Here is a 16,805-nt window from a genome sequence, read left to right as displayed (position 1 = left end):
CGGCCTGAACCCGCTGCTACCATCGTCCCTGTTTGCGACTGATAGTCGAAAACAGGAGAAGGAGGGACACCGTGACGCTCACCGAGGTCACCGCCTCGCCGACCGAGGCACCGACAGTGGACGCGGGGTGGGCGGACGAGGTCCGCGAGCTGGCCCGCCGCCGGAACGCCGTGCTGCTGGCGCACAACTACCAGCTCCCGGCGATCCAGGACGTGGCCGACCACACCGGCGACTCGCTGGCGCTGTCGCGGATCGCCGCCGAGTCCGACGCCTCGACGATCGTCTTCTGCGGCGTCCACTTCATGGCCGAGACGGCCAAGATCCTGGCTCCGGACAAGACCGTCCTGATCCCCGACGCGCGCGCCGGGTGTTCCCTCGCCGACTCGATCACCGCCGACCAGCTGCGGGAGTGGAAGGCCGAGCACCCCGGTGCGGTCGTCGTCTCCTACGTCAACACCACCGCCGCGGTGAAGGCCGAGACGGACGTCTGCTGCACCTCGTCCAACGCGGTGGAGGTCGTGGAGTCGATCCCGGCGGACCGCGAGGTGCTGTTCCTGCCCGACCAGTTCCTCGGAGCCCACGTCCGGCGCGTCACCGGCCGGACGAACATGCACGTCTGGGCGGGGGAGTGCCACGTCCACGCCGGGATCAGCGGACCGGCGCTCGCCGCGCAGGTCGAGGCGCACCCCGACGCCGAGCTGTTCGTCCATCCCGAGTGCGGCTGCGCCACGTCGGCGCTCTACCTCGCCGGGGCGGGGGCGGTGCCCGAGGACCGGGTCAAGATCCTCTCCACCGGCGGCATGCTCGACGCCGCCCGCGCGAGCTCCGCCGCGAGCGTGCTCGTGGCCACCGAGGTGGGCATGCTCCACCAGCTGCGGAAGGCGGCGCCGGAGATCGACTTCCGCGCCGTGAACGAGCGCGCCTCCTGCCGGTACATGAAGATGATCACCCCGGAGAAGCTGCTCCGGTCCCTGCGTGAGGGCACCGACGAGGTGCACGTCGACCCCGATCTGGCCGCCCGCGGCCGGGCCGCCGTCCAGCGGATGATCGCGATCGGGCAGCCGGGGGGCGCGGAGTGAGCGCGGCGCTCTGGGAGGCGACCGCCGACCTCGTCGTCGTCGGGTCCGGCGTCGCCGGTCTCACCGCGGCGCTGGACGCGACCGAGCTCGGGCTGCGCGTCGTCGTCGTGACGAAAGACGCCGCCGACGCCGGGTCCACCCGCTGGGCACAGGGCGGGGTCGCGGTGGTGGTCGGGGACATTCCAGGCGACACCGTCGACGCCCACATCACCGACACCCTCGTCGCGGGCGCGGGCCTGTCCGACGCCGCGGCGGTGGGGGAGATCATCACCGACGGCCCGGCTGCCGTCACGCGGCTGCGGGCGAGGGGCGCCGTCTTCGACCCGGGAAGCGACGGCAGGCTCGCCCGCACCCGGGAGGGCGGCCACTCCGCGTTCCGCGTGGTGCACGCAGGCGGCGACGCCACCGGTGCCGAGATCGAGCGCGCCCTGGTGGCCGCGGTCTCCGACCGGCGGCTGCCGCTGCTCACCGGGCACGTCGCGGTGGACGTCCTGCTCGACGAGTGCGGCTCGGTCGCTGGCCTTTCAGTCCTGGACGACGCCGGTCGGCCAGGACTGCTGCAGGCGCCCGCCGTGCTGCTGGCCACCGGCGGGTACGGGCAGCTCTACGCGAGCAGCACGAACCCGGCGACGGCCACCGGTGACGGCGTCGCGCTCGCGCTGCGGGCCGGAGCGACCGCGGCGGACCTGGAGTTCGTGCAGTTCCACCCCACCGCGCTCTACACGCCGGGGGTGCAGGCGGGCCCGAGCATCAGGACCCAAGGGCTGCAGGTGACGTCGAGCACCAGGAGAGCTCCCGTCGTCGGCAGGCTCCCGCTGGTCACGGAGGCCGTACGCGGGGAGGGTGCGGTGCTGCTCGACCGCGCCGGCCGCCGCTTCATGACGGCCGTGCATCCGCTCGCCGACCTGGCCCCCCGCGATGTCGTCGCGGCGGCGATCACCCGGACGCTCGCCGAGACGGGTGCCGACTGCGTCCATCTCGACGCCACCGCGATCCCGCACTTCGCCCGGCGCTTCCCCACCGTCCACGCCGCCTGCCTGGCCGTGGGGGTCGATCCGGTACGGGAACCGATCCCCGTGACGCCGGCCGCGCACTACGCGTGCGGCGGCGTGGTCACCGATCTGGACGGACGCACCGTCGTCCCGGGGCTGTACGCGGCGGGCGAGGTGGCCCGCACCGGCCTGCACGGAGCCAACCGGCTGGCGTCGAACAGCCTGCTCGAGGGTCTCGTTCTCGGCGCGCGCGCCGCCCGCGCCGTCACCGCCGACCGGCTGCGCGCCGCAGGTGCGGCACTGCCGGCGCCGTCCCCCGCGGTGGCGTTCGCGCCGCGCCCGGTCCTGCAGCGCGCGATGACCGGTGCGGCGGGGATCGGGCGCGACGCCGCAGGGCTCGCCGCGGCGTCCGACGCCGTGGAGGCGGCCACGGCGCTCGGGGTGCTCGTGGACCGGGCCGCTGTGGAGGACGCCGCGCTGACCCTGCTCGCGCAGGCCGTGCTCGCGGCCGCCGGGCACCGCACCGAGAGCCGGGGCTGCCACGTGCGCACCGACTTCCCGGAGCGCGACGACGTGTGGCAACGGACAAGCCTGGTGATCGGGCTCGACCGGTCGGGGAGACCGACCGTGCAGGAGGAGACGGCGGTGGCGGCATGACCGCGACGATCGAGGCACTCGACCGGGACGACCTGCGCCGCGTCGTCGGGATCGCGCTGGAGGAGGACCTGCGCTACGGCCCGGACGCGACCACCGCGGCCACGGTCCCGGCCGACGCCGTGGCCGTCGCCGCGTTCACCGCCCGCCGTCCTGGTGTGCTGGCCGGGGTGCCGGCCGTGCTCGCGGTCCTCGACACGGTCCTGACCGCACCCGGGGCGCCGGGGCCGGTCAGCGGCGCCTTCGAGGTGCTCGACGCGATATCAGACGGTGACCGCCTCGATGCGGGTGACGTCGCCCTCACCGTCCGGGCGCCGGTGCGCCGGATGCTCACCGCGGAGCGCACGGCCCTGAACCTGCTGTGCCACCTGTCCGGCGTGGCCACCGCGACGGCGGCCTGGGTGGATGCCGTGGCGGGCACGAACGCCCGCATCCGTGACACCCGCAAGACGCTGCCGGGGCTGCGGCTGCTGGAGAAGTACGCGGTGCGCTGCGGCGGCGGGGTGAACCACCGGCTCGGTCTCGGTGACGCGGTGCTGATCAAGGACAACCACGTCGCCGCTGCCGGTTCGGTCGGTGCGGCGCTGGCCGCGGCCCGTCAGCACGCTCCCGACCTGCCGTGTGAGGTGGAGGTCGACACCCTGGAGCAGCTCGACGAGGTGCTCGCGCTCGGCGCGGAGCTGGTGCTGCTGGACAACTTCTCCGTGGAGCTCACGCGGGAGGCGGTGCGGCGGCGCGGTGACCTGCCGACGCGGCTGGAGTCGTCCGGGGGACTGGTGCTCGCGAACGCGCGCGAGTACGCCGAGACCGGGGTGGACTACATCGCGGTCGGGGCGCTCACCCACTCGGTCACGGCGCTGGACATCGGGCTCGACCTGCGGCCCTGACGCCGGCCGGGACGGGCGACTCGCGCACGCGAATCGGGCGACTCGCGCGGCCGGGACGGGCGACTCGCGGGCGGGCATCGGGCGACTCGCGCGCTCGGAACGGGCGACTCGCGGGTGGTGCGGGTGTCGGGGTCGGGCGTGGGGCGGTGGTCAGGTCGCCGCGGCCACGAGCACGTCCGCGGCGGCCGGGGCCCCGCCCGCCCTTTTGGCCAGCGCGCCCATCCGGGCGCAGGCCGCGCGGTAGGCCGGGTCGGAGACGACGGTGTCGACGGCCTTGGCCAGTGCATCAGGGGTGGCGTCGGCGGGGTCAAGCTGGACGCCGAGGCCCAGTTCGACCACCCGGTCGGCGGTGGCCGCCTGCTCCACCATCTGCGGGACCACCACCATGGGCACCCCGTGGAAGATCGCCTCCATCGTGCCGCCCATCCCGCCGTGGGTGACGAACGCGGCGGCGCGTTCCAGCACCCGCAGCTGGGGCACGTGGGACGCGAGCACGACGTTGTCCGGGACGTCGGGGAAGTCGGCCGCGGCGAGCCGCCTCCCGTGGTTGACCAGCACCGGGCGGTCGCTGTGCGCGAACGCCTCCAGGCAGGCCTGGAAGAACTCCTTGCGCTCGTTGAATGCGGTGCCCAGCGACACGTAGACCCCCGGCGTGGTCTCCCACGCCGACAGGTCGAGCCCGTCGGCGGGCTCGGGGCGTCCCAGCGCCGGGCCGACGAAGTGCACCGCGGCGCCGAGTGCCTCGTGGTCCGGGTGGAACTCGGCGGGCATGAAGACCACGGTCGGGAGTGTGTGCCCCCAGATCAGGGAGGCGGGATCCGCTACCCGCACGCCGTAGAGATCGGCGACCGCGGCCAATCGGGTGGTGTCGATCGGGGGCGGTCCGGTGGTTCCCGCGGCGGCGAAGCGCCGGGTGACCGGGGACAGCGGTCCCGGCGGGTAGGACGCCGACAGCTGCACCGCCCTGGCCGATTGCGCCGCGACGAGCAGCGTGCCCCAGATCGAGAAGTTCTCGCCGACAACGAGGTCGGGCCGCTCCCGGTCGTACAGGTCGAGGAGCAGGGGAGCCACCTGTTCCGCGGTGGCCATGAGCTGCTGCATCAGTACGGCGAGATGGCCCAGGACGGGCTCGCCCTGCTTCGGCGGCTGGAAGGGCGGGGCCGTGTACTCCACAAGGTCGGCCCCGGTGGCCGCCACGGTCTCCCGGAACTGGTCGGGCAGCACGTAGGAGACCTGGTGCCCGCGGCTCACCAGTTCCGTCGCCACCGCGAGTGTGGGGTTCAGGTGGCCGAGGCCGGGCATCGGCAGGAACAGGAATCGGCTCACGAGGCACCGGGCAAGATCGTCACGCTCGGTGAGGGTACGCCCGGCGGCGGCCCCGCCTCCCCGGCCCGATGACGAACCCGTCCCCGTACCCTGGCACCATGCTCCGCCGACTCGACCTGCGTACCGCCCCCCTGCCCCGCACCGCCGACCTGCGGGGTCTCCTGCCGCGTGCGGACGTGGACGTCGACGCGGTGCTGCACCAGGTGCGCCCGATCGTCGACGCGGTGCGCGAGCGCGGCGTCGACGCCGCGTTGGAGTTCGCCGAGCGGTTCGAGAAGGTGCGCCCGTCCGGGGTCCGGGTGCCGGTGCAGACGCTCAACGGGGCGCTGGCCGCGCTCGACCCGTCGGTGCGCACCGCGCTGGAGACCTCCATCGAGCGCGCCCGGAAGGTGCACGCCGAGCAGCGCCGCACCGACATCGTCACCGGCGTGGTGCCCGGGGGCACCGTCACCGAGCGGTTCGTGCCGGTGCGGCGGGTCGGTCTGTACGCGCCCGGCGGGCTCGCGGTCTACCCGTCGAGCGTGGTCATGAACGTGGTGCCTGCGCAGGCCGCCGGCGTCGAGTCGCTGGTGGTGGCATCTCCGCCGCAGGCAGAGCACGGCGGGCTGCCGCACCCCACCATCCTCGCCGCGGCCGCGTTGCTCGGGGTCGAGGAGGTGTGGGCGGTCGGCGGGGCGCAGGCCGTGGCGCTGCTGGCCTACGGCGGCACCGACACCGACGGTGGCGAGCTCGCGCCCGTCGACATGGTCACCGGGCCGGGCAACGTCTACGTCACCGCCGCCAAGCGGCTGCTGCGCGGCTTCATCGGGATCGACGCCGAGGCCGGACCCACCGAGATCGCCGTGCTCGCCGACGACACGGCCGATCCGGTGCACGTGGCGGCCGACCTGATCAGCCAGGCCGAGCACGACCCCAACGCGGCGTCGGTGCTGGTCACCACCTCGCCTGCCCTCGCCGACGCCGTCGACGCCGAGCTGGGGCGTCAGGTGCCGCAGACCAAGCACACCGAGCGGATCCGCACCGCGCTCACCGGCCCGCAGTCCGGGGCCGTCCTGGTCGCCGACCTCGCCGACGGCGTCACGGTCGTCGACGCCTACGCGGCCGAGCACCTGGAGATCCAGACCGAGGACGCGCGCTCGGTCGCGCTCCAGGTCCGCAACGCGGGTGCGATCTTCGTCGGCCCGTACGCGCCGGTGTCGCTGGGTGACTACTGCGCGGGCTCCAACCACGTGCTGCCCACCGGCGGCTGCGCGCGCCACTCCGCCGGTCTGTCGGTGCAGACGTTCCTGCGCGGCGTGCACATCGTGGAGTACACCGAGGACGCGCTGCGCGACGTGGCCGACCAGGTGGTCACGCTCGCCGCCGCCGAGGACCTGCCCGCGCACGGGCAGGCCGTCACGGCCAGGTTCGCCCGGTGACCGCGCTCCTCCCCGCGGTGGGCGCCGAGGTCTCCCTCGACGATCTGCCGCTGCGTGAAGACCTGCGCGGCCGCAGCCCCTACGGCGCACCCCAGCTCGACGTGGCCGTGCGGCTCAACACCAACGAGAACCCGTACCCGCCGCCGCCCGAGCTGGTCGCCGACGTCACCGACGCCGCCCACGCCGTCGCGGCCGAGCTGCACCGCTACCCGGACCGGGACGCGCTCGCGCTCCGCACCGATCTGGCCGCCTACCTGACCAGCGCCACCGGCGTCACGCTCGGTGCCACCAACGTCTGGGCCGCCAACGGCTCCAACGAGATCCTGCAGCAGATCATGCAGGCCTTCGGCGGGCCGGGACGCACGGCCGTGGGCTTCGAACCGTCGTACTCGATGCACCCGATCATCGCCGCGGGCACGCGCACCGAGTGGCTGCCCGCCCCACGTCGGGACGACTTCTCCGTCGACATCCGCGCCGCGGCCGCGGCGCTGCGCGAGTACGCCCCCGACCTGACGTTCCTCACCAGCCCGAACAACCCCACCGGCCAGTCGCTGGAGCCGGCCGAGCTGGCCGCCCTGATCGACGCCGCCCCGGGGATGGTGGTGGTCGACGAGGCCTACGCGGAGTTCTCCGACCGCCCCAGCTCGATCACGCTGCTGGCCACCCACGGCCACAAGCTGATCGTGTCGCGCACGATGAGCAAGGCGTTCGCGTTCGCCGGGGGCCGGTTGGGCTATCTGGCGGCCGCCCCCGCCGTCGTCGACGCGTTGCAGCTGGTACGGCTGCCCTACCACCTCTCGTCGCTCACGCAGGCGGCGGCGCGGGCGTCGCTGCGGCACGCCGACGCCACCCTCGCCACGGTGGCGCTCCTGCGTGCCGAGCGCGACCGGGTGGTGGCCGAGCTCGCCGCCACCGGCTTCGACGTCGTGCCGAGCGATGCCAACTTCGTCCTGTTCGGCCGGTTCGCCGACGCCCCGCGCGCCTGGCGGGCCTTCCTCGACCGCGGAGTCCTCATCCGCGACGTCGGTATCCGCGAGCGGTTGCGTGTCACGATCGGCACGCCCGAGGAGAACGACGCGTTCCTGCAGATCGCAGCGGACGTGGTGGAGCAGGAGTTGCGGACATGACCAACAGGATCGGCCGCGTGGAGCGGGTCACCAAGGAGTCGAAGGTCCTCGTCGAGATCAACCTCGACGGCAGCGGCACCACCGACATCGCGACCGGAGTCCCGTTCTTCGATCACATGCTCGACGCGCTGGGCAAGCACGGGGCGTTCGACCTCACGGTCCACGCCCAGGGGGATGTGGAGCTGGACGCCCACCACACGGTGGAGGACGTCGCGATCGTCCTCGGGCAGGCGATCCGGCAGGCGCTGGGCGACAAGAAGGGCATCCGCCGCTTCGGCGACGCCTGGATCCCGATGGACGAGGCGCTCGCTCAGGCCGTTGTCGACGTGTCGGGGCGCCCGTACACCGTGCACACCGGCGAGCCCGACGTGATGCAGGGCTTCGTCGTGGGCGGCCACTACCCGACGGTGCTCAACCGGCACGTCTTCGAGTCGCTGGCCTTCCACGGCCATCTCGCCCTGCACATCCGGGTGCTCGACGGTCGCGACCCGCACCACATCACGGAGGCCGAGTACAAGGCGGTCGCCAGGGCACTGCGCGCCGCCGTGGAGCCGGACGCGCGGATCACCGGAGTCGCGTCCACCAAGGGCACGCTCTGACCCGCACGCTCTGACCTGGGCCCGGAGGCCCGCTCAGGCGGGCGCTCCCCCGGCCCGGCGGGCTGCGACCACCGCCACCAGCGCCGGCACCACGGCCACCGCGGTGCCGGCGGCGAAGGCCACGGCGCCGGTGTCCACGAGTGCGGCGAACAACGCTCCGGTCAGCGCGAGGACGACGCCGGCGAACAGGGCGTCGGCGATCTGCAGCGCCGAACTGTTGGCGCCCTGCTCGCCGGGAGCGGACAGTTCGAGCGTCAGCACCGACAGCGTCGGATAGGCGAGACCCATGCCGAGCCCGGCCGCTGCCCATCCGACGACGCCGACGGCCACCGGCACGGCAGGCAGCACCGTCGCCCCCGCGGTGAGGACACCGAACCCCACGAGAGCGGTGCCGCACCGCAGCAGCGTGGTGCGGGACGGGGCGCGGTCGCGGCCCTGGAACCACGAGCCGGTCGACCACGTCACGGCGGCCACGGTCAGGACCAGGCCGGACACGGTGGGCGAGAGGCCCCGCTCGCGCGAGAGCAGCAGCGGGAGGAACGCCTCCTCGGCGAAGAACGCGGCCGAGAGCAGGCCGCGTACCGCGATCACCGCGGGCAGCCCCGGGCGGGCCAGCAACGACCCGGCGGGCAACAGCGCGGGCCCTGCCACAGCGACCGCCAATACCGCTCCGAACCCGAGCAGCAGGGCGAGCATCCCCTGGAGCTGTCCGGCCTGGTAGAGCGCTCCCGCCCCGATCGCTGCCACGACCGCCCAGCCGACCCGCCGCCACCGGTGGCTGCCCACACCGGAGTGGCCGGTGAGGTCGCGCAGGGCCGGCTCCACGAGCAGTGCCGCCGGCACGGCCAGCATCGCCGCGAGCAGGAACACCCAGCGCCAGCCGACGGTCTCGACGAGCAGGCCGGCCAGCGGCGGCCCCACGACCGCGGGCAGGACCCACGCGGCGGCGAAGGCGGCGAAGATCTTCGGACGCAGCCCGGGCGGCACGGCCCGGGCCACCACCACGTACAGGGCCACCGAGAACAGCCCTGACCCCAGCCCCTGCACCGCCCGGCCGACGGCGAGGACCGGCATCGCCGGCGCCAGCCCGGCCACGAGCAGGCCCAGCACGAACGCGGCGACCCCCACCCGCATCGCTCCGCCCGGCCCTCGCGCATCGCTCCACACCCCGGCGAGCACCATCCCGACCACGCTCGTGGCCAGCGGCAGCCCGAACGCGAGTGCGTAGGCGGTGAGCCCGTCGAGCGCGACGGCGACCGTCGGCATCGCCGTCGCCACGGCGATCGCCTCGAACGCGCCCAGCGACACGAGCGCCACGGAGCCGACGGTGAGCGTGCGCAGCCGCCCGCGGAGGAGGCCGGGTGCGGCCGCGGTCGTGGTCATGCGGAGAGGGTGCAACTTCGACCCGGGTCGAGGTCAACCGAGTTGCCGCTATCCTGGCCACGTGTCGCGGATCGTCGTGCTGGACTACGGGTCAGGCAATCTCCGCTCGGCCGAGCGCGCGCTGCAGCGGGTCGGTGCCGACGTCACGGTCACGGCCGACGCCGACGCCGCGATGGAGGCCGACGGCCTCGTCGTGCCCGGGGTGGGTGCCTTCGCGGCCTGCATGCGCGGCCTGAGCGCCGTGAACGGCCCGCGGATCATCGAGCGGCGCCTTGCCGGTGGGCGTCCGGTGCTGGGCATCTGCGTGGGGATGCAGGTGCTGTTCGACCTCGGCGTGGAGTGGGGCGACCGCACCACCGGCTGCGGGCAGTGGCCCGGCACCGTCGAGCGGATCAAGGCCGACGTGCTCCCGCACATGGGCTGGAACACCGTGCGCGCGCCCGTCGGCTCCACTCTGTTCGCCGGCCTCGACGCCGACACCCGTTTCTACTTCGTGCACTCCTTCGGGCTGCGCCGCTGGGAGTTGGAGGAGTCGGAGGTGCTCCGGCCGCCGCTGGTCACCTGGGCCCACCACGGTGAGGACTTCGTCGCCGCCGTGGAGAACGGCGCGCTCGCCGCCACCCAGTTCCACCCGGAGAAGTCGGGCGACGCCGGTGCCGCCGTCCTGCGCAACTGGCTGCGCGACGTCGTCGACTGATCGCTCGTTCCCGATCCGGCTTCATCCGCAGAATGTGAACGATTCGATCCGGTTGTCGGTTGTCGATGAACCGGTGAGCAAACCGCTGGTGGCCAAAGAAATGGCGAGTTGCTAGATTCCTCGCAAGGAGTCTCGGTACGCGGGCTGTTTGCCCAGGTGGCGGCCGTGGTCGGGTTCTGCGATGCGCTGCTTCCGATTCCGTTCGGAACGACTCCGCTGAATTCGGCGACCCGTGGAGACCAGCGATGGAATCGTTCGACTACGTGATCGTCGGGGCCGGAAGTGCAGGTTGTGTGCTGGCCAACCGGTTGTCCGAGAACAGCGCCACCCGCGTGTTGTTGCTGGAGGCGGGCGGTTCGGACGACGTTCCCGAGGTGCACATTCCGGCCGCGTACACCGCACTGTTCAAGAGCAAGCGGGACTGGGATCATTCGTCCGTTCCCCAGGCCCGCACCGGCCGTTCCGTATACGTGCCCCGAGGGCGGATGCTGGGCGGCTGCTCGTCGATGAACGCCATGATCTACATCCGGGGAAACCCCGCCGACTACGACGGGTGGCGCGACCACTTCGGCGCGCGGGGCTGGGGCTGGAGCGACGTGCTGCCCTACTTCATCCGGTCCGAGGGGAACGCGCGGCTGTCCGGGCCGCTGCACGGCTCCGACGGCCCGCTCCTGGTGCAGGACGAGATCTTCGTCCACGACCTGTCGAGGGCGTGGATCGAGGCAGCCGTCGAGTGGGGCCTGCCCGCCAACGACGACTTCAACGGACCGTCCCAGCTCGGCGTGGGGGAGTACCAGCTGACGTGCCGGGACGGCAGGCGCTGGTCCGTGGCCGACGCCTACCTGCATCCCGTCACGGATCGGCCCAACCTGACCGTCCTCACCGACTGCACGGTGGACACCGTCCAGGTGCGGGACGGGCGCGCGGTGGGCGTGGCCTACCGCGCCGACGGGATCGGCCACGTCGTCCGGGCCGAGGAGGAGGTGCTGCTCTGCGCGGGGGCCATCGCCTCGCCCCAGCTGCTCATGGTCTCCGGCATCGGCCCTGCCGATCACCTGCGCGACCACGGCATCCCGGTGGTCCTGGATGCCCCCGGCGTGGGTGCCGGCCTGCAGGACCACCCGGCCGTCCCCCTGGTCTGGACCACCAGGGGGGTCACCGACTTCCGGGATCTCGCCGCCACCGACGACGCCGCCCTGCAGTGGCAGCGCGAACGCCGCGGGCCGCTCACCTCGGTGGTCTGCGACGCCGCGATGTTCTTCGCGACCGACGGAGCAGCGGCACCGAACATCCAGGTGTTCGCCGGTGCCACCTCGTACTGGCACGACGGTTTCGGCTACGCCGACGTGCCCGGCTGCACCGCCGCCGTCACCCTGATCGATCCCGCCAGCCGCGGCCGGCTGCGGTTGCGTTCGGCCGACCCGTCCGCCAAGCCGGTCATCGACTTCGCCTTCTACGAGGAACAGGCCGACCTGGACGCGATGGTGGCCGGTCTGCGGACCCTGGTCGACGTGGCCCGCAGGCCGCCGTTGGCGTCGTCCATCTCGGGGCCGTACCTCCCGGCGAACGCCGTGCCCGACCGGTCGGTGCTGCTCGACCTCCTCCGGTCGCGGACCCAGACGATGTACCACCCGGTCGGGACGTGCGCGATGGGCAACGCCGACACCGCGGTGGTGGACCCCGAACTGCGCGTGCGCGGTGTGGACCGGCTCCGGGTGGTCGACGCCTCGGTGATGCCCGCGATCGTGCGGGGCAACACCAACGCTCCCGTCGTCATGATCGCGGAGAAGGCCGCCGACATGATCCTCGTGGGCGACTGATCGCCCGCCGGCCCGCATGTGTTGCGGGCCGTGGCCGGAGGCGTCACCGGTAGGCTTCCAAGCGTGAGTTTCACGTTGCTTCCCGCCGTCGACGTCGCCGACGGCCAGGCCGTGCGGCTGGTGCAGGGCGAGGCCGGCACGGCCACCGGTTACGGCGCCCCGCGGGACGCCGCGCTGCAGTGGCAGAACGACGGTGCGGAGTGGATCCACCTCGTCGACCTCGACGCCGCGTTCGGCCGGGGTTCCAACGCCGAGTTGCTGGCCACCGTCGTCGGCGAGCTGGATGTGGCGGTGGAGCTGTCGGGCGGCATCCGCGACGACGCATCGCTCGAGCGCGCCCTGTCCACCGGCTGTGCGCGGGTGAACCTGGGCACAGCGGCGCTGGAGAACCCCGAGTGGTGCGCCCGCGCCATCGCCGCCCACGGCGACCGGATCGCGGTCGGCCTCGACGTCCGGATCTCCTCCGCAGGCCACCGGCTCGCCGCCCGCGGCTGGACCACCGACGGCGGCGACCTCTGGGAGGTCCTGGAGCGGCTCGACCGCGACGGGTGCTCCCGCTACGTCGTCACCGACGTGAGCAAGGACGGCACGCTGCGCGGGCCCAACATCGATCTGCTGCGCGACGTCGCGGCCGCCACGAAGGCGCCGGTCATCGCCTCCGGCGGGATCGCCGAGGTGTCCGACCTGGTCGCGCTGGCCGAGGTGGCCGCCACCGGCGTCAACATCGAGGGGTCGATCGTCGGCAAGGCGCTCTACGCCGGTCGGTTCACGCTTCCCGAGGCGCTGGCCGCGGTGCGGGCCGTCGACGCCGCGGCGGGCCGGGCGGCGGGCTGAGATGGGCGTCGCCGTTCGCGTCATCCCCTGCCTGGACGTCGACGCCGGCCGGGTGGTGAAGGGCGTCAACTTCGCCGACCTCCGCGACGCGGGCGACCCGGTGGAGATGGCCCGCGTCTACGACGCCGAGGGCGCGGACGAGCTCACGTTCCTCGACGTCACGGCGTCGTCGGGAGAGCGCGCCACCATGCTCGACGTGGTGCGTCGCACCGCGGAGCAGGTGTTCATCCCGCTCACCGTCGGCGGCGGCATCCGCGCCACCGACGACGTCGACACGCTGCTGCGGGCCGGGGCCGACAAGGTCAGCATCAACACCGCGGCTATCGCCCGCCCTGAGCTGCTGCACGAGGCCAGCCGCCGGTTCGGCGCGCAGTGCATCGTGCTCTCCGTCGACGCCCGCACGGTGCCCGAAGGCAGCAAGCCCACCCCGTCGGGCTGGGAGGTCACCACCCACGGCGGGCGTCGGGGCACCGGCATCGACGCCGTCGAGTGGGCGGCCCGCGGCCAGGAGCTGGGCGTCGGGGAGATCCTGCTCAACTCGATGGACGCCGACGGCACCCGCGCAGGCTTCGACCTGGCCATGATCGCCGCCGTGCGCAGGGTGGTGGACGTGCCGGTGATCGCGAGCGGCGGGGCCGGCGCCGTCGAGCACTTCCTGCCCGCCGTGCGGGCGGGAGCCGATGCGGTGCTCGCCGCCAGCGTCTTCCACTTCGGACAGCTGCGCATCAAGGACGTCAAGGACGGCCTGCGCGAGGGGCAGGTGGAGGTGCGATGACAGCTCGCGCGCAGGAGTCGGCCCTCGACCCGGCGGTCGCGGCCCGGCTCAAGCGCACCCCCGACGGCCTGGTGTGCGCCATCGCGCAGCAGCGGGGCACCGGCGAGGTGCTGATGGTCGCCTGGATGGACGACGAGGCGCTGCACCGCACCCTCACCACCGGCCGCGCCACCTACTGGTCGCGCTCCCGTGAGGAGTACTGGGTGAAGGGCGCCACCTCGGGCAACGCCCAGCAGGTGCACGAGGTGCGGCTGGACTGTGACGGCGACGCCGTGCTGGTGGTCGTCGACCAGACCGGGGCGGCATGCCACACGGGCGAGCGGACGTGCTTCGACGCCGACGTCCTGCTGACGACGAACGGCGCCTGAGGGCCCACCCGCGTCCTCACAGGGCCCACAGCATCTGCGCGGAGCACACGCGGTCTGTGAGGACGCGCTGGGCCGGCGCCGACTCCGGCCGCCCGGTATCCGGGCGACTCGCGCGCCAGAACTGGGCGACTCGCGGGGCTGGGCCGGGCGACTCGCGCGCCGGAATCGGGCGACTCGCGGGAATCGGGCGACTCGCCGGGCGCGGACGGGCGACTCGCGGGCGGGGCGGGGGCGACCGGCGGGCGGGGCGGGGGACGATCCGAGATGATGACGTCATGATCAGGTTGTTGCTGGTGGACGACGAGGAGCTCGTGCGGACCGGGCTCCGCGCGATCCTCGCCGCGGAGCCGGACATCACGGTGGTCGGCGAGGCAGCCGACGGTGCCGGGGTGCCCGGTCTGGTGCGCGGGCTCGCTCCCGACGTGGTGCTGATGGACGTGCGGATGTACGCCGTCCATGGCATCGCCGCCACCCGGCACCTGGTCCCGAGCCTGCCGCAGCCGCCTCGGGTGCTGGTGCTCACGACGTTCGGCAACGACGGTGACGTCTACGACGCGCTGCAGGCCGGCGCGGCGGGGTTCCTGCTGAAGCGGGCCCGGCCCGCCGAGATCGTGCAGGCGGTGCGCATCGTGGCCTGCGGTGAGTCGCTGCTGTTCCCCGCGGCCGTGCGCGACCTGGTGGCCACCCGCGGCCGGGCGGGCGGGGACGCGCTGCGCGGCGCGGGGCTGACCGAACGGGAGGGCGAGGTGCTGCGCTGGATGGCCCGCGGGCTGTCGAACGCCGAGATCGCCAGGGAGCTGACGGTCGGGGTGGAGACGGTGCAGGCCCACGTGGGCGACCTGCTGGCCAAGCTGGGGGCGCTGGACCGCACCCAGGCCGTGGTGGCGGCCTACGAGTCGGGGTTCATCGACCCGCGCCGGCCCGTCGACGTCTGACGGTGGACCTCGCAGGCCCGTTGCTCTGGCGTGTTCCGGTCGCGGACACAGATGATCGCGGGGTCGGTCGAGCACGGCATGCCGCTGCCCGACGCGATTCGGGTCCGGTTCCCCGGACATGACCAGAAGGGCGTCGAGGAATGATCATCGACTGTCACGGCCACTACACCACGGTGCCGGCAGCGCACACGGCCTGGCGTGAGGAGCAGCGTGCCGGATTCGAGGCCGGCACGCCGGCACCCGGCTACCCGGAGATCTCCGACGACCAGATCCGCGAGTCCGTGGAGGGCAGCCAGCTCCGGCTGATGGCCGAACGCGGGGTCGACCTGACGGTGTTCTCTCCGCGGGCGTCGGCCATGGGCCACCACATCGGTGACGAGCAGGTCAGCACGTCCTGGTCGCGGGCCTGCAACGACCTGATCCACCGGGTCGTCGCGCTGTATCCGGAGCACTTCATCGGCGTCTGCCAGCTGCCGCAGTCGCCGGGGGTGCCGATCGAACACTCGATCGACGAGCTGAAGCGCTGCGTGCTGGAACTGGGCTTCGTCGGCTGCAACCTCAACCCCGACCCCAGCGGCGGCCACTGGACGGCGCCGCCCCTCACGGACAAGAGCTGGTACCCCTTCTACGAGGCCATGATCGAGCTCGACGTGCCGGCGATGGTGCACGTCTCGGCGTCGACCAACGCGAACTTCCACGCGACCGGTGCGCACTATCTCAACGCCGACACCACCGCGTTCATGCAGCTGCTCCAGGGCGACCTGTTCGCCGACCTCCCGCAGCTGCGGCTGGTGATCCCGCACGGCGGGGGAGCGGTGCCGTACCACTGGGGCCGCTACCGCGGGCTCGCCGACATGCTCGGCCGGCCCGAGCCGGACGACCACCTCATGTCCAACGTCTTCTTCGACACCTGCGTCTACCACCAGCCCGGCATCGACCTGCTCTTCGACGTGGTCGATGTCGACAACATCCTGTTCGGCTCGGAGATGGTCGGAGCCGTGCGCGGGATCGATCCGCGGACCGGCCACTACTACGACGACACCCGCCGCTACGTCGACGCGCTCGACCTGGCCGACGAGGACCGGGCGAAGGTCTACGAGCGCAACGTGCGCCGGGTCTACCCGCGGCTCGACCAGGCGCTGGCGTCGAGGGGACTGTGACGGGCCACGGCAGGCGCGAGCCCGGCTACGGCAGCTGCCCCGTGAGGTAGCGCTGCAGGTTCGGGGCCACCGCCCCGATCACCGTGGCGTGGTCGGCGGAGGCGAGCGGCTCCACCTTCAGCACGTACCGCACGACCGCGAGACCGAGGACCTGGGAGCCGCACAGGCCCGCCCGCAGCTCGCGCTGGTCCGGTGCCACCGCGGCCAGCACCTTCGCCACGAGCACCCGGCTCACGAACTCGCGCAGCATGCGGGCCGCGGCGTCGTGGGCGGCCACGCTCTGGAGCACCGCGGCGAGGGGGGCGCCGCCCGTGGCGTCCCAGACCTCCAGCAGCCGGCCGACGAGCCGCTCCGCGAGGTGCTCGGGATCTCCGGGCACCACGTCGGCGAAGATCGCCCCGGGGTCCAGCGGGAGGTCCAGGGCCGCGACGAACAGGGACTCCTTGCCGCCGAACCAGTGGTTGACCATGGCGGGGTCCACCCCGGCCCGCTCGGCGATCACCCGCACCGTGGCGCCGTCGTAGCCGCGTTCGGCGAACTCGACCCTGGCGGCGGCGAGCAGCTGGGCGCGGGTGTCCGCGCCGCCCGGCCTGCGTCCGCGGCGACGCGGGGCCGGGTCGCCCTGTGCGGTGCCCGGGCCCGCGTGAGACGGGACGGTGTCGTCCGCTGCGGCTGCCACACACCCATCCTCCACCGGTCGCGGGCCGCAGGTGGCGCGGCTCTCGTGCCCGGCGCGCCACCGGTTGCCACA

Annotated in this window: 16 protein-coding genes; 13 read left to right on the top strand and 3 right to left on the bottom strand. The window is 73.4% G+C overall.

Annotated elements, in window-relative coordinates:
- The first annotated feature begins 71 nt into the window (after positions 1–71).
- Genes nadA through nadC form a run of 3 tightly spaced genes read left to right on the top strand, consistent with a single transcriptional unit; the run spans position 72 to position 3,612 of the window.
- Positions 72–1,079, top strand: a complete 1,008-nt coding sequence (gene nadA, locus AC5L35_RS00960) for a quinolinate synthase NadA (RefSeq protein WP_495057569.1) — start codon at positions 72–74, stop codon at positions 1,077–1,079.
- Positions 1,076–2,728, top strand: a complete 1,653-nt coding sequence (locus tag AC5L35_RS00955; protein WP_495057568.1) for an L-aspartate oxidase — start codon at positions 1,076–1,078, stop codon at positions 2,726–2,728. The genes nadA and AC5L35_RS00955 overlap by 4 nt, the downstream gene beginning before the upstream one ends.
- The gene (gene nadC, locus AC5L35_RS00950; RefSeq protein ID WP_495057567.1) at positions 2,725–3,612 is read left to right on the top strand and encodes a carboxylating nicotinate-nucleotide diphosphorylase; all 888 of its coding nucleotides are present in this window, start codon (positions 2,725–2,727) and stop codon (positions 3,610–3,612) included. Before AC5L35_RS00955 ends, nadC begins: the two co-directional genes overlap by 4 nt.
- A gap of 150 nt (positions 3,613–3,762) precedes the next feature.
- Here the strand turns inward: nadC and AC5L35_RS00945 are convergent, their stop codons facing one another.
- Complete coding sequence (locus tag AC5L35_RS00945) at positions 3,763–4,938, bottom strand: macrolide family glycosyltransferase (protein ID WP_495057566.1); 1,176 nt, start codon at positions 4,936–4,938, stop codon at positions 3,763–3,765.
- Between the two features lie 98 nt (positions 4,939–5,036).
- Between AC5L35_RS00945 and hisD the strand changes: the two genes are divergently transcribed.
- From hisD to hisB, 3 genes are read left to right on the top strand one after another with little or no spacing between them, the layout of a single operon-like run.
- On the top strand, positions 5,037–6,356 hold the full coding sequence (gene hisD, locus AC5L35_RS00940) for a histidinol dehydrogenase (RefSeq protein WP_495057565.1): 1,320 nt from the start codon (positions 5,037–5,039) through the stop codon (positions 6,354–6,356).
- Positions 6,353–7,483: a histidinol-phosphate transaminase gene (locus tag AC5L35_RS00935; RefSeq protein ID WP_495057564.1), complete on the top strand. Its 1,131-nt coding sequence runs from the start codon at positions 6,353–6,355 to the stop codon at positions 7,481–7,483. The genes hisD and AC5L35_RS00935 overlap by 4 nt, the downstream gene beginning before the upstream one ends.
- Positions 7,480–8,082 carry an imidazoleglycerol-phosphate dehydratase HisB gene (gene hisB, locus AC5L35_RS00930; protein WP_495057563.1) on the top strand — a complete coding sequence of 201 codons (603 nt, stop codon included), beginning with the start codon at positions 7,480–7,482 and terminating at the stop codon, positions 8,080–8,082. The genes AC5L35_RS00935 and hisB overlap by 4 nt, the downstream gene beginning before the upstream one ends.
- Positions 8,083–8,115: 33 nt before the next feature.
- Here hisB and AC5L35_RS00925 read toward each other — a convergent pair whose 3' ends face one another.
- Complete coding sequence (locus AC5L35_RS00925) at positions 8,116–9,465, bottom strand: MFS transporter (RefSeq protein ID WP_495057562.1); 1,350 nt, start codon at positions 9,463–9,465, stop codon at positions 8,116–8,118.
- 61 nt (positions 9,466–9,526) lie between these two features.
- Here AC5L35_RS00925 and hisH point away from each other — a divergent pair, with 61 nt between their 5' ends.
- The 7 genes from hisH (at position 9,527) to AC5L35_RS00890 (ending at position 16,054) form a co-directional block, all read left to right on the top strand.
- Positions 9,527–10,162 carry an imidazole glycerol phosphate synthase subunit HisH gene (gene hisH / locus AC5L35_RS00920; protein WP_495057561.1) on the top strand — a complete coding sequence of 212 codons (636 nt, stop codon included), beginning with the start codon at positions 9,527–9,529 and terminating at the stop codon, positions 10,160–10,162.
- 245 nt (positions 10,163–10,407) lie between these two features.
- Positions 10,408–11,982 carry a GMC family oxidoreductase gene (locus AC5L35_RS00915; RefSeq protein ID WP_495057560.1) on the top strand — a complete coding sequence of 525 codons (1,575 nt, stop codon included), beginning with the start codon at positions 10,408–10,410 and terminating at the stop codon, positions 11,980–11,982.
- 63 nt (positions 11,983–12,045) lie between these two features.
- On the top strand, positions 12,046–12,816 hold the full coding sequence (priA, locus tag AC5L35_RS00910) for a bifunctional 1-(5-phosphoribosyl)-5-((5-phosphoribosylamino)methylideneamino)imidazole-4-carboxamide isomerase/phosphoribosylanthranilate isomerase PriA (protein ID WP_495057559.1): 771 nt from the start codon (positions 12,046–12,048) through the stop codon (positions 12,814–12,816).
- 1 nt (position 12,817) lies between these two features.
- Positions 12,818–13,591 (top strand): imidazole glycerol phosphate synthase subunit HisF, encoded by a 774-nt coding sequence (hisF, locus tag AC5L35_RS00905; RefSeq protein ID WP_495057558.1) that lies wholly within the window; start codon positions 12,818–12,820, stop codon positions 13,589–13,591.
- Positions 13,588–13,959 carry a phosphoribosyl-AMP cyclohydrolase gene (gene hisI, locus AC5L35_RS00900; protein ID WP_495057557.1) on the top strand — a complete coding sequence of 124 codons (372 nt, stop codon included), beginning with the start codon at positions 13,588–13,590 and terminating at the stop codon, positions 13,957–13,959. Before hisF ends, hisI begins: the two co-directional genes overlap by 4 nt.
- 275 nt (positions 13,960–14,234) lie before the next feature.
- Positions 14,235–14,894, top strand: a complete 660-nt coding sequence (locus AC5L35_RS00895) for a response regulator (RefSeq protein ID WP_495057556.1) — start codon at positions 14,235–14,237, stop codon at positions 14,892–14,894.
- Between the two features lie 140 nt (positions 14,895–15,034).
- Entirely contained in the window at positions 15,035–16,054 is a 1,020-nt protein-coding gene (locus AC5L35_RS00890) for an amidohydrolase family protein (RefSeq protein WP_495057555.1), read from the top strand.
- 25 nt (positions 16,055–16,079) lie between these two features.
- Here AC5L35_RS00890 and AC5L35_RS00885 read toward each other — a convergent pair whose 3' ends face one another.
- Positions 16,080–16,733, bottom strand: a complete 654-nt coding sequence (locus AC5L35_RS00885) for a TetR/AcrR family transcriptional regulator (protein WP_495057554.1) — start codon at positions 16,731–16,733, stop codon at positions 16,080–16,082.
- Between the last annotated feature and the right edge of the window lie 72 nt (positions 16,734–16,805).

This window comes from Pseudonocardia sp. OZ21, assembly GCF_059359135.1.
Note: the sequence above shows the minus strand (reverse complement) of the source record. Positions and strands in the feature narration are given on the sequence as shown.

Bases quoted from the DNA above. Each gene is read 5' to 3' on its own strand.
- nadC (WP_495057567.1), top strand. From the start codon at position 2,725: ATGACCGCGACGATCGAGGCACTCGACCGGGACGACCTGCGCCGCGTC.
- AC5L35_RS00895 (WP_495057556.1), top strand. From the start codon at position 14,235: ATGATCAGGTTGTTGCTGGTGGACGACGAGGAGCTCGTGCGGACCGGG.
- hisI (WP_495057557.1), top strand. From the start codon at position 13,588: ATGACAGCTCGCGCGCAGGAGTCGGCCCTCGACCCGGCGGTCGCGGCC.
- hisF (WP_495057558.1), top strand. From the start codon at position 12,818: ATGGGCGTCGCCGTTCGCGTCATCCCCTGCCTGGACGTCGACGCCGGC.
- hisB (WP_495057563.1), top strand. From the start codon at position 7,480: ATGACCAACAGGATCGGCCGCGTGGAGCGGGTCACCAAGGAGTCGAAG.
- AC5L35_RS00915 (WP_495057560.1), top strand. From the start codon at position 10,408: ATGGAATCGTTCGACTACGTGATCGTCGGGGCCGGAAGTGCAGGTTGT.
- AC5L35_RS00925 (WP_495057562.1), bottom strand. From the start codon at position 9,465: ATGACCACGACCGCGGCCGCACCCGGCCTCCTCCGCGGGCGGCTGCGC.
- hisD (WP_495057565.1), top strand. From the start codon at position 5,037: ATGCTCCGCCGACTCGACCTGCGTACCGCCCCCCTGCCCCGCACCGCC.
- AC5L35_RS00890 (WP_495057555.1), top strand. From the start codon at position 15,035: ATGATCATCGACTGTCACGGCCACTACACCACGGTGCCGGCAGCGCAC.